We start from the raw sequence: 26,121 nt of genomic DNA on the forward strand, positions 1-26,121 counted from the left end.
CCTCTTATATTTTTATGGACTTTGCAAATATGTAAAACCATGTTATAATATTATGTAAACCTAAAACGGCATACCACTTTTTCACTATACAACACAGGAGGTTATAGAATGAAAAAGTTTAATAAAAATAGATGGATATTGGTAGTAAGTGTAGTAATTATAGTATTATCTATTATATCTTTTGGGATATATAGACAATTTTTTTATCCAGAAAAGCCAATTGAAATAACCTATGGAGAGTTTCTTGAAAATATTGAAGAAAAACAGGTAAGCAAAGTTATGTTATCTGATGATGCTAAAATCCAAGGTGAGTTCCAGGATGGACAGAGATTTATCACGGATCACCCTAGATCAGATAATCTAAAGGAAAGACTTCTTATGGAAGATATACAAGTAATAGAAGTTGGAGAAAAGCAGTCAATGGGACAAATAATTACTTTTGTTATCGTAATTGGTTCCTTTGCAGGGGTAGCATATTACCTTTCAAAGCAAGGTTCAAAACAGGCATCTAAAGAATATGATAAAATGTCTTCTGTTGAATTTTCCACCCAAAAAGAATCCAGCATTTCATTTTCCAATATAGCTGGTAATGAAGAAGCCAAAGAAAATATTATGGAGCTAGTAGATTTTCTAAAAAACCCAGAAAAATATCAGCGATATGGTGCCAGAATGCCCAAGGGGGTTATACTATACGGACCTCCTGGTACAGGGAAAACGCTAATGGCTAAAGCCTTGGCAAGTGAGGCAGGTGTTGACTTTTTAGCAGTTTCAGGATCAGATTTTGTACAGGTATATGCTGGTCTGGGAGCTGGTAGGGTTAGAAATTTATTTAAAAAAGCTAGTGAAAAAGGAAAGTGTGTTATTTTTATTGACGAAATAGATGCAATAGGGAAGAAAAGAGACAGAGGTGGCTTAGGAGGCAGTGACGAATCTGATAGAACCCTGAATGCTTTGCTAACGGAAATGTCAGGCTTTAAAGGAAGTGAAGGTATCATCGTAATGGCAGCCACCAACAGATTAGATATATTAGATGAGGCCCTGTTAAGACCTGGTCGTTTTGATCGACAAATAGAGGTAGGTCTACCGGATTTAAAGGCTCGTCAAGATATTTTAAAGCTTTATACAAAAGATAGACCTATAGCTACTGCTGTAAGTATAGAAAGGATAGCACATCAAACTGTATACTTTAGTGGAGCAAAGCTTGAAAATCTTATGAATGAAGCAGCTATTTATGCTGCTAGAGAAGATGCAAGCTATATTTCAGAAAAGCATATAGATAGAGCTTTTTATACAGTTATTGCAGGAGAAGAAAAGAAGGATCGAAGCAATATAAAAGAAGCTGATAGGAGTATTACGGCTTATCATGAAGCTGGACATACTGTAGCTACGAAATTATTGTGCCCTGAAAACAAAGTTACAAAGGTTACGATTATACCAAGTACAAAGGGTGCTGGGGGCTTTAGTATGAACATTCCTCCTGATCGGATGTATCATAGAAAAAAAGATATGCTAAACAATATCAAGGTTGCACTAGCAGGAAGAGTAGTTGAGGAGCTTGTTTTTGGAGAGGATAATATAACAACAGGAGCAAGTAACGATATACAAAAGGCTACTGAGATTATTGTGGCTATGACAAAACAATTTGGTATGAGTGAAGAAGTGGGTATGATTAACTATGATATTTTACTAGGACAGTCTGGAGGAATGGATCAAAAGCTTATAGAAAGCTGTAACAAAACCATGAAAATCCTTTATACTGAAACAAAGGAAATGATACAAGAAAACATTGCTTTAGTTAAAGCTATAGCTGAAGGCTTAATGGATAAAGAAACCTTAAAGGAAGATGAAATTCAAGAAATTGTCAGCAGTTATCTTATGAAAAAAGCAGTTTAATTATAGAGCCTCCTAAGGTATACACTGAAAACAATAGTGTATAATACCCTAGGAGGCTCTATTATGCTAAAAAATAGCAAAATTATAACCAATTATCTTTAAAAACTGTTTCAATGATATCATCTTGAGCTTCTTCTTTATACATCTCGACTATTTCTCCGAAATAAAAGAAATGAAGGTCTTTACCAGGGGTATCATCTAGAGAATAGTATTGGTCCATAATAGATTTTTCTAAAAATTGTTGATCCATCTTTTCCTTGCTGACTATTTTGCATTCTACATTTATAAATGCTTCTTTAATTACAGGCGTTGCTACTGTCTTTGCTGAGGTGGGTGTTAAACCAGTTTCTTTAAACTTATCATAGTCTCTCCCTGATTTGGTGCCGCAGAATGCCATTTCCTTTTTATACTTGGCAGTAAAGAAATTCACCGTGAAGCTATCACTTTCTTCTATTAACTTATATGTATGCCTTGAACCCCTAACCATTGCAACGAAAATAGGCTTATTCCAGGCAAACATAATACTACCCCATGCTATGGTCATTGGATTGGGTTTACCGTCTTTTCCTTCAGCAACTAATAATACACGACCCTCCTTAAGTGTTTGCAATATCTGGGTACTATATTGGGGGAATTCAATTGCTTTTTTATTCATTTCCATCACTCCTCAAATACTTAAATGGTTATCAAATATTATTCTAATAAACTTACTTATTTATTACAAATTTTTTCATAAAGAAAGAGCATTAAATACGTAGCTCTCTACTCAATAATAATTGATAAAGGCATTAAATATATACTAATTATTTTTTTTAGAAAAAATGCGAAACAATATTGAAAAATAATATATATATGTTATACTATTTTTATAATAATACATACTATATATTTTTCTAATATTATTAATGGGGTGACGAAATTGAAAAACAAAGCTATTGAAATTGAAAATTTGATTGATAATCCATCGGTAGAAGAGCTAAGAAGACTGGCACAGCATCATGAAAAAACAACAACATATCAAAGTGCTTCTTATGTAAGTCAAGTGAGAAATCGCAGTGCAAAACATAGTTTTATTATTGATGACGTTGAACTGGGTATAGGACAAAAAGGAATATCTAGAGGGGAAGCAGAAAAGATAATACTTCAAGTAAAAGATTACTTATCAAATCAAGAGGTTATTCGGCTAGACAGAAGAATGGGAAACAATAATGAATTCAGCTTCAATTGCAGGTTATATATCACCAAAGAATATAGCAGGATTGCCTATATGTGGAACAATACTTTATTTGAGGCATTGGATAAAAATAATCCTGATTTCACTTCTATTTATGTGCCAGAATGGCCTGAAAGAATCATCATTGTTGATCCCATCAATTACGAGACCTATATATTAGGTACAGATTATTTTGGTGAAGCAAAAAAGTCTTTTCTTAGAATGGCAATGTATAAAGTGAAAAACGATAAAGGCTTGGGGCTGCATGCTGGCAGCAAAGTTTTAAGAGTCAAGGATAAAGAGGGTAATTTAAATGAAGTAGGGTTCATTATGTTTGGTTTAAGCGGCACAGGGAAAACTACCCTAACAATCCATAACCATGGATTAGAGGGGGAGGAAGCTGCTATCGTCAGACAAGATGATGTAGTTTTTATGGATGAAAAAGGAGCTTGCTTCGGAAGCGAAAATGGATTCTTTATTAAAACAGAAGGTTTAGACCCATCTCAAAAGGTGCTTTATGATGCCGCTATTCATCCAGCGACAGTTTTTGAAAACGTTATGGTAAATGAGGAAGGGATAATTGATTTTGAGAATACAGAGTTAACTTCTAATGGTAGAGGAGTTGTGCTAAGACAAGAAATAGTTAATACAGATGATAGCATAGATATAGAAAAGGCAAATAAAATTATATTTATTACCAGAAGAAATGACATTATACCTCCTGTAGCAAAGCTAACTCCTGAGCAAGCAGCTATGTATTTTATGCTGGGAGAATCTATAGAAACCTCTGCAGGAGATCCTACAAAAGCTGGTCAGGCGAAAAGATGTGTAGGTACAAACCCATTTATTATTGGACCGGAAGCTGTGGAAGGACAAAGGATCATGGAGATATTAAAAAACAATAAGGACATGGAATGTTATTTATTAAATACCGGCAGTGTAGGTGCTAAGGAAGGTTTTGAAGGAGAAAAGATTACCATCACAGTTTCAACTGAAATAATGAAACAAATAGCAAAAGATACTATAGAATGGAAGAAGGATGAAGACTGGGGTTATGAGGTTCCCCTTGCAATGGAAGGATTAGATTTATGCAAATATGAACCTAAACAATACTATACAGAGATAGAGTACAAGAATATTGTAAACGCATTAAGAAAGGAAAGAAAGCAGTGGTTAGAGCAGTTTGATAACATAGTAATTGAAGGTAAAGCTATAATTGCATCATAATTTCTATAGTGGTTTTAAAATCCAGCGTTGCATGTGTATCTCGATGATACCCTTCATGTGCTGGATTTTTTGGTTATATGGCTCTGATAGTTCTTTTCTTAGAAAGTCAACCAACGTGGACAGTAAAAAAAGAAAGAGAATTAAATAATATGTAATCTAATGGCCTGCTAATAGTTCATAATACTATATGATGGTAAAATGTACATTTTATATTTTAAATAATTTGGTGTATAATAGGTTTAAAGGTAATCGAAGGTGCTCGTTAAGGCCAGCAAAATTCAACCGACAAATAACATCCGGGAGAACATATTTTTATTCCTATGAAACGCCTCAGGATAGGGGACTTCAGCAGAATAAAATATGTCACCCACCTTTAGTGAGTGGCGGGTGTGAATTTTGCAGCTGACGACATCTTGGATGAATTCTCCTCCTAAGCATTGCTTAGGAGGTTTACTTATTTAGAAAACAAAATAGTGGATTACTTTCTAATAACTTGAACAATTTAGAAAAATGTGTTACGATAAGACAAATCATAAAAAATGTGTGCCAAATTTTCGAGTGAAATTATCTAAGGCTATTTAGCTAAGGTAATTCACCATTGGGTAAATAAAGAAATTTATTTGCCTCCCACTTTGGAAAGGAAATTTGTTTTTTTTATAAAAGCCAATCCTAGTGGATTGGTTTTTGTTGTAAAAAATCCATAAAATAGCAAACTGACCTTAACAACCCTAAACATCGGGAATTAGGTGAGACGGTCAGTCCAACTAGTAAAAAATCTGTCTAAGCCAAGGCTTAGAGGAGGGACGCTTATTCCTAAAGGAAAAATAAGACAAGCCTATGTAAAGGAGAAGGATTCTATGGAATTATTAAATACATTGACAATGAAAGAAGCTCGACAAAGAGTAAAGGAAGCCTTTAAGGATTTTACTTTAGCACCAGAAGCAGTACCTATTCTAGATGCATTAGATAGAATTGTCTATGAAGACATAAAATCAACCATCAATGTACCAGAATTTAATCGTTCAACTGTAGATGGATATGCAGTGATCACCAAGGATACTTTTGGAGCAAGCGAGGGGCTGCCAAGCTTTTTACAAATGATTGGTGAAGTAGAAATGGGTAAGCCCACAGAACTTGCATTACAACCGGGTGTATGCTGTTATGTTCCAACAGGTGGTATGCTGCCTAAGAATTCTGATGGGGTAGTGATGGTGGAATACTCAGAAGTATTGGATGATGATACTGTTTGCATTCAAACTTCTGTAGCTCCAAAGGAGAACACTCTTCAGCTTGGAGAAGACATTGCAGAAGGACAGGTGATTTTTAAGAAAGGGCACAAGCTAAGACCTCAAGATATAGGTGTTTTAGCAGGGATGGGCATAATAAGCGTAAAAGTTTTTAAAAAGCTCAAGCTTAGTATAATATCTACTGGAGATGAAATCATTGCACCAGAGGAAAAAATAGAGCCGGGACAAATAAGGGATATGAATACATATAGCTTAGCAGCAGCTGCTATGAGGGATGGTTGTGAGATCGTTGGAAAAGCTGTGGTAAAGGATAACCTAAAGCTGCTGCAGGAGAAGCTTAGAGAGTATATGGAGATAAGTGATATCGTTTTGGTTTCCGGAGGCAGTTCAATGGGGACCAAGGATGTTACAAAGGATGCTATCAATGGTTTAGGAGAACCGGGAGTTTTTATTCATGGCATTGCTGTAAAACCTGGGAAACCCACCATTGTGGGAAAGGTTGGTGGTACAGCTGTTTTTGGTTTGCCAGGACAACCTGTTTCTGCTCTAGTGGTATATCAAACATTAGTAGGCGATTTGATTAAAGATTTATACAAAACAGATCAATATATCCCCTATGTTCTGGGGGAAATGGCAGTAAATATAGCTTCTGCTCCTGGAAGGGAGCATTATGTAATGGTGAACATTTCCCAGGAAAAAGGAGTGAGAAAAATATATCCAGTCCATGGCAAATCTGGAATGTTATCAATGATGACCAAGTCTATTGGTTATATAAAAATAGATACGAATCAAGAAGGTTTAGTAAAGGGTCAAACAACTGAAGTATACTTATTCTAATCAATGGGGTGTGAAAATGGGTAAAGCTAAAAGAAATATATATTTAACCAATATTCCTCTTGAGGAAGCACAACATCAGTATTTTTCTTGTTTTCCAACAGATGAGGTTTTTTTAAAAAGTGAAAGGATACCAGTATTAGAGGCACTAGACAGAGTAACAGTTGATGCCGTTTATGCAAAAAAATCTTCTCCAAACTATAATGCCGCTGCTATGGATGGGATTGCTGTTATAGCTGAAAGCACCTATGGAGCCATGGAAAGTAATCCTAAAAGGTTAAAGAAGGAAAAGGATTTTATCTACGTGAATACAGGAGGATGTCTAAAGGATCCTTATGATGCTGTTATTATGATTGAAGACATCGTGGAAATAGACAGTGATATTGTTGAGATTTATAGTGGTGCTAAGCCTTGGCAGCATGTGAGACCTATAGGGGAAGATATTGTTGAAGGAGAGCTGATTTTATTTGGAAATCACATGATTCGCCCGATGGATATCGGGGCTCTTTTGGCTGGACAAATACAAGAAATTGAGGTTTATCAGGAACCACAGGTAGGCATCATTCCTACTGGGTCAGAGATCATCGAGGTATCAGAACGCCTTCAAGAGGGTAAAATTATAGAGTCCAATTCTAGAATGTTTTCTGGTATGGTGCAGCACTATGGGGGTAAGCCAAATAGGTATGCCATCGTAGAGGATGATTATAGCTTAATCAAAGAAGCTTTAATCACTGCTGTTAAGGAAAACGATATCGTCCTTATCAACGCTGGTTCCTCAGCTGGTTCTAAGGATTATACCGTAGATGTGTTGAGAGACTTAGGAGAAGTAGTTATACATGGAGTGGCAACCAAACCAGGAAAGCCTGTTATTTTAGCTGTAGTGGAGGGAAAACCTGTCATAGGTATCCCAGGGTACCCAGTATCCGCCTATTTTGTTTTTGAGTTTTTTCTTAAGCCCTTGCTCTTTAAATACAACCGACAAGTGATGCCGGAGGATAGAAAAATAAAAGCCTCTCTTACTAGAAGAATTGTATCCTCTTTAAAGCATGAGGAATATATTCGTTTGAAGCTAGGAAAAGTAGGAGACAAAATGATGGCTACGCCACTAGAACGGGGGGCTGGAGTCACCATGTCTTTGGTTAAGGCAGATGGCATTTTGATAGTGCCTCAACAAAGTGAAGGCTATGAAGCAGGTACAGAGATTGAAGCTACACTTTTAAAATCAAAGGAAGAGATTGAAAAAACCATAGTATCTATAGGCAGTCATGACCTAGTGATGGATATGTTAGGGAATCTGTTACATAAAAAGAATCCACTGATGTGTCTATCCTCTGCCCACATTGGCAGCATGGGAGGCCTGATGGCTATGAAAAAGAGAGAGTGTCATGTGGCCCCTATACATCTAATGGATGAAATCACTGGGGAATACAATATATCCTATGTGAAACGATATATTAAGGATGAAAAAATGGCGCTGATTAAGCTTATTAAAAGAAGTCAGGGATTAATGGTGCCAAAGGGAAATCCTCTAAATATCAGTGGGATTAGAGACTTAACAAAGGAAGATATTCAGTTTGTAAATCGCCAAAGAGGAGCAGGAACCAGGATTTTATTGGATTATTACCTAAAGGAGCTGGAGATAGAAGCATCAGCAGTTAATGGATATGAAAGAGAAATGACTACCCATATGGCGGTGGCAGCAGCAGTGGCTGGTGGTACAGCTGATTGTGGTTTAGGTATATACTCTGCGGCGAAATCAATGGACTTAGACTTTGTTCCCATTGCATGGGAGGACTATGATCTATTGATTGCTAAAAAGGATTTAAATAATAAGGAAATTACAGCGCTTATTGATGTTATGAAGAGTAATGAATTTACCAAGCTAGTAGAGGCTTTAGGAGGATATGACACAAGTAATGCTGGAGAAATAATATATATTTAAGGAGGCGTCCAAATGGCAAAGGTAGTGGCAATTAATATTAGCAAGAACAAAGGAGAAATAAAAATCCCCGTTGAAAAGGCGGTTTTTATTGAAAATTTTGGGATAGAGGGAGATGCTCATGGGGGAGATTGGCATAGACAGGTTAGTCTTTTGGGAAAGGAAAGTGCTGATAAAATCAAAGCCCAGGGAGTTTCCTATATAAAAGAAGGGATATTCGCTGAAAATATAACAACAGAAGGAATTAATCTTTACAGCTTACCTATAGGGACACAGCTAAAGATTGGAGAAACCATTCAAGAGGTAACACAAATAGGGAAGGAATGTCATGACCGCTGTGCTATATACCATAAAGTAGGGGATTGTGTTATGCCTAGAGAAGGAATTTTTACAAAAGTCCTTAAGGGTGGCGTGGTGCTGCCAGGAGATGCTATAGAAGTAATAGAGAAAGAATAATATAAAAACAATAGTAAAAAGTTCTGCAATAATTTCAACATAAAGATTATGTGAAATGTTGCAGGACTTTTTAAGTTGACGCAATAAGGGTATACTGTTAGTAGAAAAAGACAATGAAGGAATAGATATAGGAGTGTTTATTATGGATAAAAAAGAGATTAGTAAAATTCTAGAGGAAATAGGGGTATTGCTGGAAATTAAAGGAGAAAACCCTTTTAAAACAAGGGCCTACTTTAATGGGGCTCGGGCAATTGAATTAATAAAAGAAGATATAAATCTACTAGTAGAAGAAAACAGATTGCATGAAATAAAAGGGATCGGAAAGGCCCTCCAGGAAAAAGTAATAGAGCTTGTTAGAACTGAAAAATTGGACTTTCATGAAGAATTAAAGAAAGAAATACCAGAGGGTATATTTGAAATATTGAAAATACCTGGTTTAGGACCTAAGAAAATAAAGCTGCTCTATGAAAAACTAGAAATCACCACCATCGGTGAACTGGAGTATGCATGTCTAGAAAATAGATTAATTGATTTAAAAGGATTTGGAGAAAAAACCCAAAGTAAAATACTGGAGGGGATTCAAGATATAAAAAAGTACAAAGGACAGCATTTGATATCCACCGGTGTTAAGTTTGGTCAAGATATTTTAGAGAAGCTAAAGCTTCACAAGGATATGATCCGAGTCAGCTTAGCTGGCAGCATCAGAAGACAAAAAGAGATCATTAAGGATATAGATATTATTGGAAGCTGCAAAGAGGGAAATCGAGAAAAAATCATGGATGATTTTACCTCATTGGAGGAGGTAGAAAAGATAATCGCCAAAGGCAATACCAAATCCAGTGTTATGCTATGGTCCGGTATCAACATAGATTTAAGGTTGGTAGAGGATGAGGAATATCCCTTTGCTCTTCATCATTTCACCGGTAGCAAAGAGCATAATACAGCCATAAGACATAGAGGAAAGAAAATGGGCTTAAAAATAAATGAGTATGGGATTTTTAAAGAAGATCAGAGGATTCAAGTGAAGGATGAGGAGGGTTTTTTTGATGCATTAGATTTACAATATGTCCCTCCAGAGCTAAGGGAGAACTATGGCGAAATAGAGGCTGCTGAAGCAAGAGAGGTTCCTAGACTGATAGAGTTACCGGACATCAAAGGTGTTTTACATGTCCATAGCAACTATAGCGATGGTACCAATAGCATTGAAGAATTAGTAAAAGCAGCCCTGGAGCAGGGATTTCAATACATAGGCATTTCTGATCACAGTAAAAGTGCATTTTATGCTAATGGGTTAAAGGAAAAAAGCGTAAGGTTGCAGCATCAAGAGATAGAATCCCTCAGAGAAAAATATCCTGAGATCATGATTTTTAAAGGAATTGAGTCCGACATCCTTCCAGATGGGTCTTTGGACTATGATGATGAGGTTTTAGCAGCTTTTGATTATGTAATTGCTTCTGTCCATTCTCATTTCAATTTGGATAAGCAGGATATGACAAAGCGACTAATGAAGGCAATAGAAAATAAACATACCACCATCCTAGGTCATCCTACTGGAAGACTGTTATTATCAAGAAAAGCCTATGACTTAGATTTAGAAGCTATTATCCAGCATTGCAGCATCCATAATGTAGCCATCGAAATCAACAGTAATCCCCATAGGTTAGATCTAGATTGGAGGATGTGTAAGGAGGCAAAGGAAAAAGGCGTTAAGCTGGTGATCGAACCTGACGCCCACAGGATTTCTGGTATCAACGATATTGTCTATGGTATCGGCATAGCAAAAAAAGGCTGGATAGAGGCAAAGGATGTTTTAAATACCAGCACTGGAAAGGAATTATATAAGCATCTTGCTAATAAAAAGGCCTAGCTGGACTCCTATATTTTTATTCCTTGATGGTAAAAAGTATATGTTTAAAGTCAAGGGCTTTCGTTAGAAATAATAATAAGATATACAAGCACCCCCCTATGATAGAAGAAAAAACAGTGCTCCAACCATTACTCTCAAATAATTGATAAAAGCCTCGATAGCTAAAAATCATAGCAACAATCATAAATAAAGAAGCAAAAGAGGGCTTTAGTATTGAATGAATAAAAGGGAGGTCCAGTTTAATATAACGGATCAAAGTAATCAAGTTTAGTGCAAAAATCACAAAGGTAGATAGGATAAATCCAATAAAAAAGCCATTTATGCCATATTGGGGATTAGGTATTAAGAAATAGGTACAGTACAACTGTACAATCATCCCTAATAAATAGTTTATGGTGGTGATAACTTGTTTCCCCATGCCATGCAAAATACCTGATAAAGTGTGTTGCATACAAAGAAAGAGAGTACCATAGCTAATGATAGATAGGTACTTGCCCACATCCTCTTGACCATAAATAAGTTCAGCAAGGTGATGGCCAAAAATTGTATAGACAATGGTAGTAGGAATAGCTACCAACAAGGTGATTCTTAAAGCTAAGCTTGATTTATGTTCTATATCCTTCCAATTATTTACCGCCAATTGTTCAGATATATTGGGAATGATGTTTATGACTAAAGCAGTTGTAACCGTAAATGGCAGAAATAAAAGCGGCATTGCCATCCCGGAAATTTTTCCAAAGGTTTCAATGGCGACTATAGAGGAATATCCAGCTGTTTGCAATCTCTGTGGAATTAGTATTGCATTAATGGATTGCATCACAACAGAAACAAAACGGCTTAAGGTGATGGGGACAGCTACATATAATAAATGATTAAGTATTTCTAGGGAGGAGCTGCTATAAGCTTTAATAAAATACGATTTGGTTACAATTTTTTTAAAGTTAAATTTTAAGACTAGATATAGCAATCCAAAGAACTCACCTATAGAAATACCGATAATAGCAATGGTAGCAGCGGCTAAAGGGTTAGAAGGCACCTTATAGTAAAGATAAGATAAAACAAATACAATCCTAAAAATCTGCTCCATGATTTGTGCAGTAGCAGCAGGAGACATTTCCTTCATCCCATAAAAAAACCCTCTTAAGATACTAGAAAAAGTAATTAAACTAATGGCTGGAATGGTCCATAGAACTGGATAATATAAGCTAGGGTTTTTCAACAGATTGTTGATAATAAAGTCAATTTTTAAAGACACGATAATAGAAAGTACTAGGGAGGTAAGTCCACCTAATAGTAAAGAAAGCATCAACACTTTGTATATACCATTTTTATTACCAACAGATTTTTGCTCAGCTACTAGCTTAGAAACAGCAATAGGGATACCTGCAGTGGGTATAGTTATTACTACCATCAAAAAAGGAAAAACCATTTGATAAAGACCAATGGCTGTTGCACCAATCAATCGTGAAAGAATTATTTTATAGATGAATCCAAGAGAACGAACGACGATATTAACCAATGCTAATAATAATGTTCCAAAAAGAAAAGAGGATTTTTTCAACAAGACCACCTCTGTAAATGAATTTAGATATTCAATAAGTATTCTAAAAGCTTAGAGATTATTCGTTAAATCCTTAGAAGCTTTAAAAATCAAGGTTTAAAAATAATTTTAGACAACTAGACTTTTTGTGAATAATACATTATTATGGGTACATACGTATATATATAGATCTACCTATATAGATATATTTGGAGGTGTTGGAGTTGATTGAAAAAATCCAAGGTATTATGTCAAAGGAAGAATTTAATGAAGTTATTGAAGAAAAAATAAAAAGTGCTTCTGAAACCTTTACACTGGCAATTATAGATATTGATGATTTTGAAACAGTAAACAGTTATTATGGAGAAACTGTAGGAGATAAGGTAATACAAAAAATAGCTTCGGTTTTAAAGCAAAACCTTAGGACAAACGATCTGGTGGGTAGATATAACAAAGATGAATTTCATGTGCTATTTAGTAGTACCAATGCAGAAACTGGATTTATTATGGTGGAGGAAATAAGACGATATTTTCATGAAAACACTTTTCAATTAGGAGATAAGAAGCGGGATATACTTATCAAAATCAGTGCAGGAGTAGGAAATTTTCCTAGAGATGCAAAAAACGCTGTTGAACTATACAGAGCAGCTGGCAGTGCGTTGTTTCGTGCCAAAAGAGAAGGAAAGAATAGAGTATGCTTAGCAGAAAGTGAAAATATGTTATTAAAATCTAATTATTATACAAAAACCCAATTAGAGCGCTTGGGAGAGCTGTCAAAAAAAACAGATAAGACTGAAGCCTTTCTATTAAGAGAGGCATTGGATGATTTGTTTGATAAATATAGCAAATAAAGATTATGGGACATAAATAGGGATGGAATGCAGCCTTATAGCAAATAATACATACAAGTGATAATATAAGGAGGTAGCCTATGGAATTGGTTTGTCCCATATGTAACAGCTTATCAAGCTATATTGTTCAATGTCCTTTTTGCAACAGTGAAATGGAGGCACAGGCAGCCATACAAGATTATTTTGATGATTATAGTACTTATTTAGATAAAGGGATTACTGAAATGATGGACAATGTTTCCGAGGATAAATGCCTACATATTTTCAGTTGTCCACAATGTCATAAAGATAGACGAGTGTCCATCAACAAGATACTGATGTAAGAAAAAGGCAATTAGTATTTAAGTAATATTTCATTGATATTATTGTGGTGAAATAATATAATTATAATTACCTAATAGATAAGAATTGCCTGTAATATAAAAGGGGGGGAATACAATGGATTCAAATGAGAAAGTTATAAAAAAGGTAAAGTATGTACCAGAAATTAAAGGTGTTTTAAGAAGTAATTATATAGAATTACCTTCCTGTATCGCAGAAGCTAGTGGAATAAAAATCTTTGGTAAGAGATTTAAATCTCTTCTCTTTAGCACCGACGTTGCTATTATAAAAAATACCAATGCTGATGCAATCATAGCTGTATATCCTTTTACGCCTCAGCTAGTGATCACCCAAGCGTTGATGTTGGCCTCTGATGTACCTGTATTCTGTGGTGTAGGAGGAGGAATGACAACTGGAAAAAGATCAATTAATATTGCTCTTCATGCTGAGTTCCAAGGAGCTATAGGTGTTGTAGTCAATAAACCGACACCCAATGAGATTGTAACAGAATTAAAAAATACCATCGATATACCGGTAGTGGTTACTGCAGTATCAGAGGATGAGGATTTTGAAGCAAGATTAGAAGCAGGAACAGATATTATCAATGTATCAGGGGCATCAAAAACAGTGCAAATCGTGAAAAAGATACGTGAAATAAGTAAAACCGTGCCTATCATAGCTACTGGAGGTAACACGGCAGATTCTATCCTAAGAACCATCGAAGCAGGAGCTAATGCTATCACCTACACACCACCATCAACGGCTGAAATATTTACGGAAACGATGAAAAAGTATAGAGGACAATTGTAAATTAAAAAATAGCTGGTGACTATCCTCACCAGCTATTTTTTTTGCTGTGTTACAATAAAAAGGTATTTCTTGATACTTCTATTTTTCATCCAATAGGGCTTCTATTTGATGAAACTTAGGCTCCATATTATCAAAGGTAGTTATGTATTTAAAGCCAATATCCTTGAGATGTTTTAAAGCATTATTAAAATCAAATGCTAAATGATGAGGCTCATGACTATCAGAGCCTAATGTAATGATCTCTCCTCCTAAAGAATGGAACAGCTGGACAATGTCTAGGGAAGGATGATAATCTCCTAAATTATAGCGTATGCCAGAAGTATTCAGCTCGATCCCTTTACCTTTTTCAATAAGCCTTTTAAAGATTACAGCAGTGGCTTCTTCATATTCCTTCAATGGAAGAGATAAATCATATCCACCATAGCGTTTGATAATGTCTACATGGCCTAGGACACTAAAATCATCACAGTGCTCCACAACATAGCTCAACTCTTGAAAATACACTTCATAGGCTCTTTTTTGTGTTTTATTAGCAAAAAAATTTCCAAAGAATAAATCATGCTTTTCTACAGAATGGATGGAACCGATAATAAAGTCAAAGCCATAAGCTTCTACATCTCTTTTATATTTATCCAAAATGTGAGGCTGCAACCCAAATTCAATCCCCTTTTTAATGATAATCTTATCTGCATATTTGTTTTGCAAAACCTCTATTGCTTGAAGATAATCAGGAATGTGAAACTCAAAATTATTATTATTCCCATCATAATCATAATCTGTATGATCCGTAAAACATATTTCCTTTAAACCTTTCTGAATAGCTGATAAAATAGCTTCCTCCATTTTCATGGTAGAGTCAGGAGAAAAATCACTATGGACGTGAAAATCATACATACAAATTACCCCCTTATCCAATATCATTGTTGTATCCCCTTATTTTATCTTGAAGCCGTCATTAAGTCAAAAATTTTTAGATTTTTTCTCTAATGAGGGGCATACTCATACATCGGGGACCACCACGACCTCGAGAAAGCTCATAGGATTCAAACTCTAAAACTTCAACGCCATGTTGTCTTAGAGCTTCATTGGTAACATAGTTTCTATCGTAGCAGATAACTTTACCTGGAGATACTGCTAAGGTGTTGCTTCCATCACTCCATTGCTCTCTTCCTGCAGCAATGGGATCTCCATCACCACAACGGATTAAGTCAACAGCAGGGAGGTTTAAATATTTTTTCAATATAGAGGATAGCTTGTCTGCTTCATAGGAAATATGCAAGGATTTATTTTTGCCTTTGACAATACTATAAACATCTAAAGGAGCCTCAATACCAGGATAAATCGTAAATTTATCATAGTCCACCATAGTAAAAACTGTATCTAAATGCATATACGCTCGCGTTTTAGGTATATCAAAAGCTAAGACTATTTCAAAGGGCTCATCGGAGTAAAAAAGATTTCTTGCAACTTTTTCAATTGCAATTGGATTTGTACGCTCGCTGATGCCAATAGCTGCTACTTTTTCCGAGAGGACCAATTGATCCCCACCCTCAATAGGATGACTTTTATCTCGATTATACCAACGGGGAACATTCTGAAACCTAGGATGATGATCAAATAGGTATTTAGCAAATAAAGTTTCACGATTTCTTGTTTCACTATGCATTACATTTAAAGTAATACCTTCCCCAATAGAAGCAAAAGGGTCTCTTTGAAAATAAAGATTAGGTATGGGATCTAGATAAAAGGGGTAAGGGTTTCTCACCATATCTCCTAAGGATTTGGCTTTAATATGAGACAATTCTTCTGTACGTACACCAGCAATACACTTTCTAACCATATCTAAGGGAGACATGGTAGAAAAAAATTCCCTCATGGCTTCTTTTATTCCTTCAGTACCTACACGACCTTCCTCCATAAAATCTTCCAGAAAGTCATTTCTAATTTCATTTTCTTGCAATATTTCTTCCATAAGCTCTGTTAAGTAGAGAACCTCCACCCCTTCATTTTTAAGGAGATTAACAAATTGAAGATGCTCCTTGCGAGCTTGCTTCAAGTAAGCAATTTCATCAAATAATAATCTTCTTAGATAATCTGGCACAATGTTTTCAATTTCTTTCCCGGGAGAATGTACTAAAACACTCCTCAAATGCCCAATTTCATTGTATATTGAAACTGATTTTTTGTATGTCATGATAAACCCCATCCTTTCTTAAGTGAGTTTTTAAAACTCTTTGTAAAAATGATACTTTCTTTTATAATAGTTTGACATAATTAGTAGAATATTATGAGAAACATTTAGGATAGGCAAAAGAAATATTTTTAGTTGCAGGGATTATGCAAGAATCTACCAAAATACGTCATAAATGATTTTTTGAATGGAATTCTTTCATTTTGCCCTTATACAATTTCAAATAATAAAATATTCAAAAAATTAAAACAATATTCAAAATACAACGTTTTCACAAACGAAAGACATAAAAACACAAAACAAGAAAATAATAAAACTAAATGAGGTTAGAAAGTAATAATGACAAAATGACGAAAAAAAATTTCATAATATCAATTGACAGACAAAAGATAGGATGCTATAATAATATTACAAAACAAAAATGGAAAGAGGGGACTAAACAATGAGTGTAAAAAATGAAAACAATGAAACGAGAAAAAAAAATAGAAAATGTGGCGTATACACCTGCATCCATTGTGTTTTGGGAGCTTGTGTTATAGAGCAATGTGAAATGTATGAAAATAGAATTATGCAGGAAGAGTAGAAACATAATTCAGATAAAAAAACATTACTTATAAATAAATGAAAGGTGGAGGATATTTCCTTCACCTTTCATTTATGTGTGTCAAATGCAGACTTTCTTTAAATTGAAGCTGATACAAATCATAATAAAGACCTTTTTGCTGAAGCAACTGCTGATGATTGCCAGTTTCTCGAATACGGCCCTTGTGTAACACCATAATCTTATCACAATTTTGGATGGTAGATAGTCTATGGGCGATGGCAATGGTTGTTTTATCCTTGATTACCTTCTCAATGGTTTTTTGGATAAGCTGTTCTGTTTCTGTATCTATATTGGAAGTAGCCTCATCAAATATTAAAACAGCAGGGTCAAAAATCAAAGCTCGGGCAAAGGATAGCAGCTGACGTTGTCCAGTAGATAAATTACTTCCCTTTTCTAAAATAACTTCATCATACTTTTCAGGTAGTTTTTCAATAAAATGATGTGCATTTACATATTCGGCAACCCTTTTAATATCCTCTTGAGAAAAATCTTTATTATTTAATTGGATATTATCCTTAATGGTGCCAGAAAACATAAAGACATCCTGCAGTAAAATACCGATATTTTTCCGTAAGTCCTTTATAGGAAGCTCTTTTATATTGATATCATCTACTAGGATCTCTCCTTTTTCAACATCATAAAATCGACCGATTAGATTGATAATAGAGGATTTCCCAGCTCCTGTAGCACCCACGAAAGCCATAGACTCTCCAGGATAAACAACAAAATTAATGTCCTTTAAAACCCAATCCTCATCTTCATAAGCAAACCATACATTCTTGAACTCTATTTTTCCTTTAAACTGATGATCTCTTATTAGGTTTGTACCATTCTGTATAGCTGGAGATTCATCTAGTAAAGAAAAAATTCTTTCGGAGGATGCCATGGCAGATTGAAGGACATTGTACTTCTCTGTTAAGTCATTGATGGGTTGGAAAAATTGTTTAATATAATTAATAAAGGCAAATAGGACGCCAAATTCTATATTATTTCGAAGCACCTGTCCTCCTCCATACCATAAAATAATAGCTATCCCCAAAGAACGTATAATTTCTGTAGAAGGTCGAAAGACGGCATAGATGAGATTTTGTTTTTTATGAGACTCTAAAAGAGCTTGATTACTCTTGTCAAATTCTTGATATTGTTGGGATTCTCTTCTAAAGGTATGTATAGTTTTCATCCCCGAAAAATTGGCATTTAGTAAAGCATTTAATGTACCAAGCCTGCCTCGAACTTCTCTATAGACTGCTCGCACTTTTGAACGGAAGAAGGCTGCCGATAGAAGAATAATAGGTACCACTAAAAAAGATAAAAGGGTCAATCCTACATCCATTTTAAACATAACAATAATAATGCCAATTAAAACAAAGATATCTTTAAATAAATTTACTAAAACACCAGTGTACATTTCGTGTAAAGTTTCAGTGTCATTGGTAACCCTGGTAACCAATCTACCAATAGGATTTCTATCAAAAAAACTGAGAGACATCTGTTGCAAATGATTAAATAGCTGTTGTCTTATTTCTCGTATTATTTTATTGCTGGTATAGTTTAGTAAATAGACCTGTATATAATTAATCACTACACCAAAAGAAATCAATCCTAAAAAAACAATACTCAGAAGTCGAAGGGCTTGGATGTCATTTTTACGAAACTCTCTTAACTCAGCAACAGTTAATTTTTGGGCTTCAAAGATTTCTATTTCAGTGACTACTTGATAATCGTGAGCTGTCTTTTTTACAGAATAATTATCTTCAGCGGTATCAAAGGTACCATTAACGATATAAGTACTGCCTTCATAACGAAGAAGCTGTATGGTTGAAGCTGGTACAAAAGAAAAATTGAAGGTTTCATCGTACTCCTCTAAGGGTCGATCATAGATATTCATATAGTCATCAATAGCTATCTTAATAATATAGGGGCGGGCGATATCAATACCAGCTATTAATGTCAATAGTAGGATGGATATAGCCAATAACAGCCAGTAGGGCTTAGCGTATTGTAAAAGTCTGTTCATTAAATTAGCATCATAGGCTTTACCTACAGTTTCTTCATTAAATCTATGAAAACCTTTCATTGTCTCATCACCTATCTTTACTCCAACTGTATTTTTTCTTCTAGCAGCTGTCTTTGATAAAAATCATAGTATAGTTTTTTGTTCTTTAATAATGCTTCGTGATTTCCTTCTTCAAGGATTCTACCATTGTCTAACACAATGATTCTATCACAATGCTTTAAGGTAGATACACGATGGGCAATTATAATGGTGGTAATGTTTTGTGTCTTACCCTTCAGAGCATTCAATATCTTTTCTTCAGTGTTGGTATCTACCGCTGATAAACAATCATCTAAAATCAATATTTCAGGTTTTTTTAATAAGGCTCTGGCAATGGAGACCCGCTGTCTCTGTCCACCTGACAAGGTAATGCCTTTCTCACCAACAAGTGTTTCATATTCCTTTGGAAAATCCATGATATCCTCATGAAGTCCGGCAGTTTTAGCCACCTCATGTATTTCTTCTATGCTATAATCATCTACTCCGAAACCAATGTTTTCAGCAATGGTGGAAGAAAACAAAAAGCTATCCTGATCTACAAAGCCGATTTTTTCCCTCAAGGATTTAAGGGATACTTCCTTTATGCAATAATCATCAATATAGATTTTTCCTTCTGTAGGATCATAGAGTCTCAACAATAGATGAGGTATGGTTGTTTTGCCACTACCTGTTCTTCCTATGACCCCAAGACTTGAACCACTGGGGATTACTATAGAAAAGTCCTTTAAGGCTGGATATTGACTATTGGGATAGGTAAAGCTAACTCCTTGAAATGTGATGTTACCATCAACATCCATTATATCTTTTGCATCAAGAGAATCAATGATTTCTGGCTTTTCCGTTAAGATGAGGTTAATTCTTTCCATAGAAGCACTTCCTCTTTGCATGATATTAATCACCCATCCAACAGCAGAGATAGAAGATACTAATAAACCTAGATAGGTGGTAAAAGCAACAAAATCTCCTAAAGTTATGCTACCATCAATGACTAAAGCACCACCATACCAGATGGCAATAATAAAGCTTAAGGAGGATAAAAATTGTACAAAGGGATGAAAAAAGCCTGAAAGCTTGGCTAAATCCATGTTTCTAGAAAAAAGCATCTGGCTTTTTTGAAAAAAACTCTCCATCTCTGCTTCCTCTTGCACATAAGCCTTGATGACTCTAGCTCCTGCTAGGTTTTCTTGGGTTTTATCAGTGATAGATGAAAAGGCTTCCTGTATGGCTTTAAATCTAGTGTGAATTCGCTTCCCAAATTTAGTCATAGTTAGAATTAAGAAAGGCATAGGAATCAATGCCAAAAGCGTTAGCCGAAAATCAGTTGTAAACAGCATCATGGTAATAGCAGCGATATTTAGAAAAATAGCATCTGTCATAGCCACGATACCAGGTCCTAAAGCCATTCTTACGGCGTGAATATCATTGGTGAGATGAGCCATAAGATCCCCGGTTTTATGACGTTGATAATAGCTGGTGGATAGGGTTAACAGATGTGAGAAGAGTTTATTCCTTAAATGATACTCTAATTCTCTAGAAACACCAATAATCAATAGCCGCCATAGAAAACGGAAAAAGGCGATTCCAATACCTATCAAAACAATATAAACAGCATAAAGAAATACCTCCTCAAAGGTCAACAGATTCTGCTGCAACCTATTGGTTATACTTCTTAGAACCTCCGGTATCAAAAGCTGGAATACATCTACCATGACCAAACACAGTATACCTAATATGTAAGCCCATTTCTTTTTCATAATATGGGGCATCAATGTTTTAAAATGTGTCATATTGTCACCTCTATAAAATATAGCCTGCATAACTATATTCTATTCTATACAAAATACAAGCATTCTTCAAGAAACAACCTATGGAGTGGATAAGAATAATAATTACCTCGAAGGCAATAATGAGTATAAATGAGAGTTACAGGAGTGTCATGATGAAGGAAAAAAACCATAATAACAGTAAAGTATTAAAGGTAATCAATATAGGCCAGTGTATTGGATGCTATAGCTGTATGCTTGCCTGTTCTACACAAGTATATAATAATTTTTCTTTGCAGAAAAGTGCAATAAGAGTTAAAACCAGTGGTGGATACCAAGGCAGAATGGTAATCAATATATGCAGAGGATGTATGGCTGGAGCATGTATTGCATCCTGTCCAAGCAATGCTTTGGAGGCAAGGGCAGGTGGAGGGGTGATCCTCCATAGAGAAGCCTGTATAGGTTGCAAAAAATGTATCTCTGCTTGTATTGGAAGAGCCATTACATTTGATAAAGAAGAAAAGAAAGTAATCCTATGTAGGCAATGCGGAATTTGTGTTGATAGCTGTCCCCACCATGTGATTGATATGGAGGAAGTACAATGAAGAAAAAAAACATGATGATTATGACAATAAATTTATCTTCAAGAGATGTACTGATAGAAGATAGAGAGGATTTAACAGGATATCTCGGTGGTGTGGCCTTGGCAACACAGCTTTTGAGGGAGCATGTTATGGTAGAAAAATCTTCTTTAGAGGAGATGCAGCCCATCATCTTTACAAAGGGACCCTTAAACACCATTTTTCCTGCAGTAACAAAGACCTGTAGTATGTTCAAGTCCCCCTTAACAGAAGAATTAGGAGAAAGCTATGGAGGGCTGAGAACAGCTTTAGCAATGGGTATGGCTGGACTAGATGGGATTGTTATTTTTGGAAAGGCAAAGGAACCAGTGTACATCCATATTGATGGAGAAAAGGCAGAGATGAAGGATGCAAAGCCTTTATGGTATCAAAACACCGATGAGACTACACGACTTCTGCATGAACAGGTGGGTAGACCAGGTCTTCGCTCTATTTTAGCGATTGGGGAAGGGGGGATTAATCAAGTAAGATTTGCCAATGTAACCGTAGATACCTATAGACATTTTGGGAGACTAGGTTTAGGTTGTTTAATGGGGAGTAAAAACCTAAAGGCAATTGTCATTGAAGGAGAAAAAAGTCAGCCGGTGGAAGACCCTAAAAGCTATAGAAGCCTATACCGGGAAGTCTATAAGAAGGTAACAAAAACGGATGTGATGGAGAAATATCATGGATTGGGGACATCCATAAATATAAGTCTGTTAAATGACCTAGGAGGGCTGCCTATCAATAACTTCCAAAAAACCTCTGATGTTGGTGCCAAAGCCATTAGTGGAGAAAGCTTTGCACAGCATCGTTTGATTAAAAAAATTGCCTGCAGCGGCTGTCCCATAGGCTGTATTCATATTGCATTACATAGAAAAAATTTTGGTGAGCCTTATGAATATGAAATGGCAACAGTTTCTTATGATCATGAGCTGATTTATAGCTTAGGCTCCATGATTGGAATATGGTCTATGGATGGAATTCTGGAGCTGATAGAAACAGTGGAGCTGGCGGGATTAGACGCAATAACTACAGGGGTATTATTAAGCTGGATAACGGAGGCCTTTGATAAGGAAATCATATCAACGGAAGAAACCATTGTGAGGCCTAAGTTTGGAGATGTAGAAGGCTACAAGAAAATCATCCATCATCTTGTGAAGAGGTCAAATGATTTTTATGAAGAAGCCAGTACAGGAACCTACAGAGTTTCTAGGAGATATGGCGGTCAGGATTTTGCCATGGTGTTAGGAAAAAACGAAGTAGCAGGGTACCATACGGGTTATGGCAACATCATAGGCCAAGCTGTAGGTGCTAGACATTCACATTTAGACAATGCAGGCTATGCAATTGACCAAGAAAATCAGAAATACAATCAGGAGGAAATGGTACAGAAGCTAATGGAGGAAGAAATCAATAGAAACTTCTTAAACAGCTTGGTGATATGTCTATTTGCCAGAAAGGTGTATGATGATAAAACAGTAGTGAAGGCTTTAAATAGTATCGGATATGATTTTGATGAAAAAAAGCTGAAGGATTTGGGGTTAAAAACATTTTTAGAAAAAATTCGATTAAAAAAAGAAATGGGATTTCATTATAAAAAGACTTCTTTTCCTAAGAGATTTTTTGAAACCTCATGCTGTAATACAGTTATTAAAAAAGAAGAGGCAGAGGCTATACTAAATCTTTATTCAGAAGAGGTTGAAAAATTATTATCTCATACATAATTGGCTTTTTATTTGTAAAACTATGATTATAATTATAAAGGAGGTGTTATAGAATGAATTTAGAAACAAAAGATATGATTACTAAAAAACTCTTAGACGCACAGGAGATGGTAAGAGATTTTGAAATGATGTCAAAGCATACAAAGGATAAAGACGTGGCAAATGCTTTTAAGAACTTTGCTGAAGAGAGTGGAACACAGGCGAGAGCTCTTCAGGAATTAGCTGACAAGTATAGAAGAGACTAAAAAGAGGCACCCACTACGTGCCTCATACTATTGAAAAGCCTCCATCTTCTTCTTTGTTTTGAAAACCCTCAGCACCCTTACGTATTTATGATATACGTTGCGGTAGCCGGGTTTTCTTTTATTTTGAAAGATTCTTTTGTGAGAGATTTAAAAGCATGGTATAATAAAGGAAATTGTATGGAAACATTTTAAGTGATGGTGATAAAACATGAAAATATTTAACCAAATAAAATTAGATAAAGAGTCTTCCTCTCAGCATTTATATATTCAGCTATATAAAGCATTAAAGGACATGATATTAGAAGGAACACTGAAGAAAGGGGATCGATTGCCACCTATTAGAAAACTGTCAGATTTCTTAGAGGTTAACAATGTAACGGTTGTCAGCGCTTATCGAATACTGGAAGAGGAAGGATTAGTTTATAAAAGAATCGGAAGTGGCACCTATGTAGCCGCTGATTCCTATGAAAAGGAAAGTATTAAGAACTATTCCCAAGAATTGATGGAGGATGACTATAATCAGGCTCCTATGATAGATCAAGGGCATATTCAGCTGGAGGAAGATATGATTAACTTCGCCAGCGCTACTCCTTCTCCAAATCTATTTCCGGTAGATGATTTTAAAAAGGTACTGAATGAAGTACTGGACCGTGATAAGGGGTTGGCCTTCGGCTATCAAGAAAGCCAAGGATACTACCCTCTAAGAGTTGCTTTAAAGGAGTATATAAGCATCTATGATATACATACAGAAGAAAATAATATACAGATCATTTCTGGGGCTCAGCAGGGAATAGATATTATTGCTAAAGGCATGTTAAACTATGGAGATTATGTACTGATTGAAAGTCCTTCCTATACAGGGGCCATGGCTGTTTTTCAATCTAGGGGTGCTAAAATAATCGATATACCTTTAGAGGATGATGGGTTAAATCTTGAAAGTCTTGAAAAGAAAATCATTACCTATCAACCAAAGTTCTTATATATCATGCCAAACTTTCAAAATCCTACTGGTATCTCTTATAGCTTACAAAAAAAGAGTAAAATAATTAAAATTGCAGAAAAATACAATTTATTGATAGTAGAAGATGATTATCTTAGTGACTTAAATTTCTATGCTGATGATAATAAAACCTTAAAAAGCTTGGATAAAAATGACCTTGTTATCTATATAAAAAGCTTTTCAAAAATTTTTATGCCTGGGCTAAGACTAGGATTTTTAGTAGTACCTAAAGCACTTTCTGAAGAGGTTTTGATGGCGAAGCATGCTACTGATATCTCTACTTCTGGCTTGCTTCAGAGAGCTTTACAGCTATACCTGCAAAAAGGCATTTGGAAGCAACATATTAGATACATGGAGGAGCAATATAGAGAGCGGTTTGAAATTATGACAAAATGTATTGTGGAGTTTATGCCAGAAAATGTGGAATACACGTTACCCAAAGGAGGCGTAAACTTTTGGTTAAAATTGCCTGATGGATTATCCTCTAAGGAGCTATATGAAATAGCGGTAAAGGAAAACATTGTTTTTGCTCCAGGAAACTTATTTTTCTTAAATAATAAAAATACTTCCTATTTTCGTCTCAGCATGGCAGCGGTGGATAATAAGGAAATTGAATATGGTATAAAAAAATTGAGTAGCTTGATTAACAATTTGCTGAAACCAAAGAACAAAGGATACATTCAACCGAATCAATATACACCAATCTTATAACATACTTATTATTATGGGAAAGTAAAACTAGGGATACAATAAAGTGAGGGAATATCATGGAAAAAATACAAGTAATATGCAATCCTAATGCAGGCAGGCAAATCGTTCAAAAAAATATACCCAAATTAGTAGAAGTTTTAAATGAGGATGCAAATAGAGAGGTAGATATATATTATACTTCAAAAAAATTTGATGCAAGAAATAAAGCTGAAAAAAGCTGTTATAATCAATATGATTTAATTATCACTATTGGTGGGGATGGTACTGTAAATGAAGTCATTAATGGAATGATGCAAAGTGATAAAAAACCAAAGCTTGCCATATATCCTGCTGGAACAGTAAATGATTTTGGCACCTACTTAAAAATACCACGAAATATTGAGGAATTCGGTAAAATGCTCATTCGCAATAACAGCACTAAAGTAGATGTTGGGGTAAGCGGAGATAGATATTTCTTAAATGTTGCTGCTGCTGGATTGCTGCCGGAGGTTGCTCATAAGGTATCATCTGAAGCAAAAACAGTATTAGGAAAATTTGCTTACTATATTGAAGGTATTAAAGAATTTTCTAAACAATTATTTAAACCAATGAGAGTGAAATTATACATCAATGGCAAAGAAGAAGAAAAGGAAATACTCTTTTTTATTTTAGCCAATAGTCCATCTGTCGGGGGTTTTAGTTATTTAGTTCCTGAAGCTAGGATTGATGATGGGTATTTAGATTTGTTGATGGTAGAGTATAGTCAACTGAAGGATGTAGCAGGGATGTTTATTAAAGCTCTTACAGGAAATCATGCAAATCATCCAGCATTAAAATATCTTCAAGTACAGGAGATTTCTATTTTAACGGACAATAGGATAGATTTAGACTTAGACGGAGAATTAGGAGGATCTTTGCCTGCAAGCTTTAAGGTTGAAAAACAAGCCTTAGAGATAATTATACCGTGATAGGGAAGGTGCTAAAAATATTGATACATAGAATCACAGGTTTTGTGTAGGATACATTT

21 protein-coding genes, 1 other RNA gene and 1 riboswitch are annotated in these 26,121 nt (G+C 35.3%); of the genes, 16 read left to right on the forward strand and 6 right to left on the reverse strand.

The window, feature by feature from the left end; genetic code table 11:
* Window positions 1-108: 108 nt before the first annotated feature.
* Window positions 109-1,893: an ATP-dependent metallopeptidase FtsH/Yme1/Tma family protein gene (locus tag BMX10_RS15305; RefSeq protein ID WP_090446248.1), complete on the forward strand. Its 1,785-nt coding sequence runs from the start codon at window positions 109-111 to the stop codon at window positions 1,891-1,893.
* An 82-nt stretch (window positions 1,894-1,975) separates the two neighbouring features.
* Here BMX10_RS15305 and BMX10_RS15310 read toward each other — a convergent pair whose 3' ends face one another.
* Entirely contained in the window at window positions 1,976-2,548 is a 573-nt protein-coding gene (locus BMX10_RS15310) for a flavin reductase family protein (RefSeq protein WP_170834852.1), read from the reverse strand.
* A gap of 264 nt (window positions 2,549-2,812) precedes the next feature.
* Here BMX10_RS15310 and BMX10_RS15315 point away from each other — a divergent pair, with 264 nt between their 5' ends.
* The 6 genes from BMX10_RS15315 (at window position 2,813) to polX (ending at window position 10,676) form a co-directional block, all read left to right on the forward strand.
* Window positions 2,813-4,333: a phosphoenolpyruvate carboxykinase (ATP) gene (locus BMX10_RS15315; RefSeq protein WP_330387951.1), complete on the forward strand. Its 1,521-nt coding sequence runs from the start codon at window positions 2,813-2,815 to the stop codon at window positions 4,331-4,333.
* Window positions 4,334-4,577: 244 nt separating this feature from the next.
* Window positions 4,578-4,757: non-coding RNA, 6S RNA (gene ssrS, locus BMX10_RS15320), on the forward strand.
* 116 nt (window positions 4,758-4,873) lie between these two features.
* A riboswitch (molybdenum cofactor riboswitch) is annotated at window positions 4,874-4,992 on the forward strand.
* A 198-nt stretch (window positions 4,993-5,190) separates the two neighbouring features.
* Complete coding sequence (locus BMX10_RS15325; protein WP_090446255.1) at window positions 5,191-6,417, forward strand: molybdopterin molybdotransferase MoeA; 1,227 nt, start codon at window positions 5,191-5,193, stop codon at window positions 6,415-6,417.
* A gap of 16 nt (window positions 6,418-6,433) precedes the next feature.
* Window positions 6,434-8,356: a molybdopterin biosynthesis protein gene (locus BMX10_RS15330; protein ID WP_090446257.1), complete on the forward strand. Its 1,923-nt coding sequence runs from the start codon at window positions 6,434-6,436 to the stop codon at window positions 8,354-8,356.
* A 12-nt stretch (window positions 8,357-8,368) separates the two neighbouring features.
* The gene (locus tag BMX10_RS15335; RefSeq protein ID WP_090446259.1) at window positions 8,369-8,809 is read left to right on the forward strand and encodes an MOSC domain-containing protein; all 441 of its coding nucleotides are present in this window, start codon (window positions 8,369-8,371) and stop codon (window positions 8,807-8,809) included.
* Window positions 8,810-8,951: 142 nt separating this feature from the next.
* Window positions 8,952-10,676, forward strand: a complete 1,725-nt coding sequence (gene polX, locus BMX10_RS15340; protein ID WP_090446261.1) for a DNA polymerase/3'-5' exonuclease PolX — start codon at window positions 8,952-8,954, stop codon at window positions 10,674-10,676.
* 16 nt (window positions 10,677-10,692) lie between these two features.
* On the opposite strand, the gene spoVB is transcribed toward polX, so the two are convergent.
* Window positions 10,693-12,237 (reverse strand): stage V sporulation protein B, encoded by a 1,545-nt coding sequence (spoVB, locus tag BMX10_RS15345; protein WP_090446263.1) that lies wholly within the window; start codon window positions 12,235-12,237, stop codon window positions 10,693-10,695.
* Between the two features lie 194 nt (window positions 12,238-12,431).
* On the opposite strand from spoVB, the gene BMX10_RS15350 reads away from it, so the two are divergent.
* From BMX10_RS15350 to BMX10_RS15360, 3 genes are all read left to right on the forward strand, one after another.
* Window positions 12,432-13,067 (forward strand): diguanylate cyclase, encoded by a 636-nt coding sequence (locus tag BMX10_RS15350; protein ID WP_244272739.1) that lies wholly within the window; start codon window positions 12,432-12,434, stop codon window positions 13,065-13,067.
* Between the two features lie 80 nt (window positions 13,068-13,147).
* Window positions 13,148-13,390: a hypothetical protein gene (locus BMX10_RS15355; RefSeq protein ID WP_090446268.1), complete on the forward strand. Its 243-nt coding sequence runs from the start codon at window positions 13,148-13,150 to the stop codon at window positions 13,388-13,390.
* A 115-nt stretch (window positions 13,391-13,505) separates the two neighbouring features.
* Window positions 13,506-14,198, forward strand: coding sequence for a beta/alpha barrel domain-containing protein (locus BMX10_RS15360; RefSeq protein WP_090446270.1), 693 nt, complete (start codon window positions 13,506-13,508; stop codon window positions 14,196-14,198).
* Window positions 14,199-14,276: 78 nt separating this feature from the next.
* On the opposite strand, the gene BMX10_RS15365 is transcribed toward BMX10_RS15360, so the two are convergent.
* Both BMX10_RS15365 and arcA read right to left on the reverse strand, forming a co-directional pair.
* The gene (locus tag BMX10_RS15365; protein ID WP_170834853.1) at window positions 14,277-15,092 is read right to left on the reverse strand and encodes a histidinol-phosphatase HisJ family protein; all 816 of its coding nucleotides are present in this window, start codon (window positions 15,090-15,092) and stop codon (window positions 14,277-14,279) included.
* Between the two features lie 76 nt (window positions 15,093-15,168).
* A complete protein-coding gene (arcA, locus tag BMX10_RS15370; protein ID WP_090446274.1) occupies window positions 15,169-16,392 on the reverse strand; it encodes an arginine deiminase in 1,224 nt (407 codons plus the stop codon).
* Window positions 16,393-16,831: 439 nt separating this feature from the next.
* Between arcA and BMX10_RS18110 the strand changes: the two genes are divergently transcribed.
* Entirely contained in the window at window positions 16,832-16,972 is a 141-nt protein-coding gene (locus BMX10_RS18110) for a hypothetical protein (RefSeq protein ID WP_170834854.1), read from the forward strand.
* A 61-nt stretch (window positions 16,973-17,033) separates the two neighbouring features.
* Here BMX10_RS18110 and BMX10_RS15375 read toward each other — a convergent pair whose 3' ends face one another.
* Together BMX10_RS15375 and BMX10_RS15380 are read right to left on the reverse strand one after the other, a co-directional pair.
* Window positions 17,034-19,070, reverse strand: coding sequence for an ABC transporter ATP-binding protein (locus BMX10_RS15375; protein WP_090446276.1), 2,037 nt, complete (start codon window positions 19,068-19,070; stop codon window positions 17,034-17,036).
* Window positions 19,071-19,087: 17 nt separating this feature from the next.
* On the reverse strand, window positions 19,088-20,836 hold the full coding sequence (locus BMX10_RS15380; RefSeq protein WP_090446278.1) for an ABC transporter ATP-binding protein: 1,749 nt from the start codon (window positions 20,834-20,836) through the stop codon (window positions 19,088-19,090).
* Window positions 20,837-20,988: 152 nt separating this feature from the next.
* On the opposite strand from BMX10_RS15380, the gene BMX10_RS15385 reads away from it, so the two are divergent.
* The 5 genes from BMX10_RS15385 (at window position 20,989) to BMX10_RS15405 (ending at window position 26,062) form a co-directional block, all read left to right on the forward strand.
* Entirely contained in the window at window positions 20,989-21,417 is a 429-nt protein-coding gene (locus tag BMX10_RS15385) for a 4Fe-4S dicluster domain-containing protein (protein ID WP_170834855.1), read from the forward strand.
* A complete protein-coding gene (locus BMX10_RS15390) occupies window positions 21,414-23,159 on the forward strand; it encodes an aldehyde ferredoxin oxidoreductase N-terminal domain-containing protein (RefSeq protein ID WP_090446282.1) in 1,746 nt (581 codons plus the stop codon). Before BMX10_RS15385 ends, BMX10_RS15390 begins: the two co-directional genes overlap by 4 nt.
* Window positions 23,160-23,212: 53 nt before the next feature.
* Window positions 23,213-23,404 carry a hypothetical protein gene (locus BMX10_RS15395; protein ID WP_090446284.1) on the forward strand — a complete coding sequence of 64 codons (192 nt, stop codon included), beginning with the start codon at window positions 23,213-23,215 and terminating at the stop codon, window positions 23,402-23,404.
* Window positions 23,405-23,612: 208 nt separating this feature from the next.
* Window positions 23,613-25,115: a MocR-like pyridoxine biosynthesis transcription factor PdxR gene (gene pdxR, locus BMX10_RS15400; protein ID WP_090446286.1), complete on the forward strand. Its 1,503-nt coding sequence runs from the start codon at window positions 23,613-23,615 to the stop codon at window positions 25,113-25,115.
* Between the two features lie 56 nt (window positions 25,116-25,171).
* Window positions 25,172-26,062, forward strand: a complete 891-nt coding sequence (locus BMX10_RS15405) for a diacylglycerol/lipid kinase family protein (RefSeq protein ID WP_090446289.1) — start codon at window positions 25,172-25,174, stop codon at window positions 26,060-26,062.
* Window positions 26,063-26,121: the final 59 nt, after the last annotated feature.

This window comes from Natronincola peptidivorans (assembly GCF_900111615.1).
GTDB classification, from domain to species: domain Bacteria; phylum Bacillota; class Clostridia; order Peptostreptococcales; family Natronincolaceae; genus Natronincola_A; species Natronincola_A peptidivorans.

Bases quoted from the DNA above. Each gene is read 5' to 3' on its own strand.
- BMX10_RS15305 (WP_090446248.1), top strand. From the start codon at position 109: ATGAAAAAGTTTAATAAAAATAGATGGATATTGGTAGTAAGTGTAGTA.
- BMX10_RS15310 (WP_170834852.1), bottom strand. From the start codon at position 2,548: ATGAATAAAAAAGCAATTGAATTCCCCCAATATAGTACCCAGATATTG.
- BMX10_RS15325 (WP_090446255.1), top strand. From the start codon at position 5,191: ATGGAATTATTAAATACATTGACAATGAAAGAAGCTCGACAAAGAGTA.
- BMX10_RS15330 (WP_090446257.1), top strand. From the start codon at position 6,434: ATGGGTAAAGCTAAAAGAAATATATATTTAACCAATATTCCTCTTGAG.
- BMX10_RS15335 (WP_090446259.1), top strand. From the start codon at position 8,369: ATGGCAAAGGTAGTGGCAATTAATATTAGCAAGAACAAAGGAGAAATA.
- polX (WP_090446261.1), top strand. From the start codon at position 8,952: ATGGATAAAAAAGAGATTAGTAAAATTCTAGAGGAAATAGGGGTATTG.
- BMX10_RS15355 (WP_090446268.1), top strand. From the start codon at position 13,148: ATGGAATTGGTTTGTCCCATATGTAACAGCTTATCAAGCTATATTGTT.
- BMX10_RS15360 (WP_090446270.1), top strand. From the start codon at position 13,506: ATGGATTCAAATGAGAAAGTTATAAAAAAGGTAAAGTATGTACCAGAA.
- BMX10_RS15365 (WP_170834853.1), bottom strand. From the start codon at position 15,092: ATGTATGATTTTCACGTCCATAGTGATTTTTCTCCTGACTCTACCATG.
- arcA (WP_090446274.1), bottom strand. From the start codon at position 16,392: ATGACATACAAAAAATCAGTTTCAATATACAATGAAATTGGGCATTTG.
- BMX10_RS18110 (WP_170834854.1), top strand. From the start codon at position 16,832: ATGAGTGTAAAAAATGAAAACAATGAAACGAGAAAAAAAAATAGAAAA.
- BMX10_RS15375 (WP_090446276.1), bottom strand. From the start codon at position 19,070: ATGAAAGGTTTTCATAGATTTAATGAAGAAACTGTAGGTAAAGCCTAT.
- BMX10_RS15380 (WP_090446278.1), bottom strand. From the start codon at position 20,836: ATGACACATTTTAAAACATTGATGCCCCATATTATGAAAAAGAAATGG.
- BMX10_RS15385 (WP_170834855.1), top strand. From the start codon at position 20,989: ATGAAGGAAAAAAACCATAATAACAGTAAAGTATTAAAGGTAATCAAT.
- BMX10_RS15390 (WP_090446282.1), top strand. From the start codon at position 21,414: ATGAAGAAAAAAAACATGATGATTATGACAATAAATTTATCTTCAAGA.
- BMX10_RS15395 (WP_090446284.1), top strand. From the start codon at position 23,213: ATGAATTTAGAAACAAAAGATATGATTACTAAAAAACTCTTAGACGCA.
- pdxR (WP_090446286.1), top strand. From the start codon at position 23,613: ATGAAAATATTTAACCAAATAAAATTAGATAAAGAGTCTTCCTCTCAG.
- BMX10_RS15405 (WP_090446289.1), top strand. From the start codon at position 25,172: ATGGAAAAAATACAAGTAATATGCAATCCTAATGCAGGCAGGCAAATC.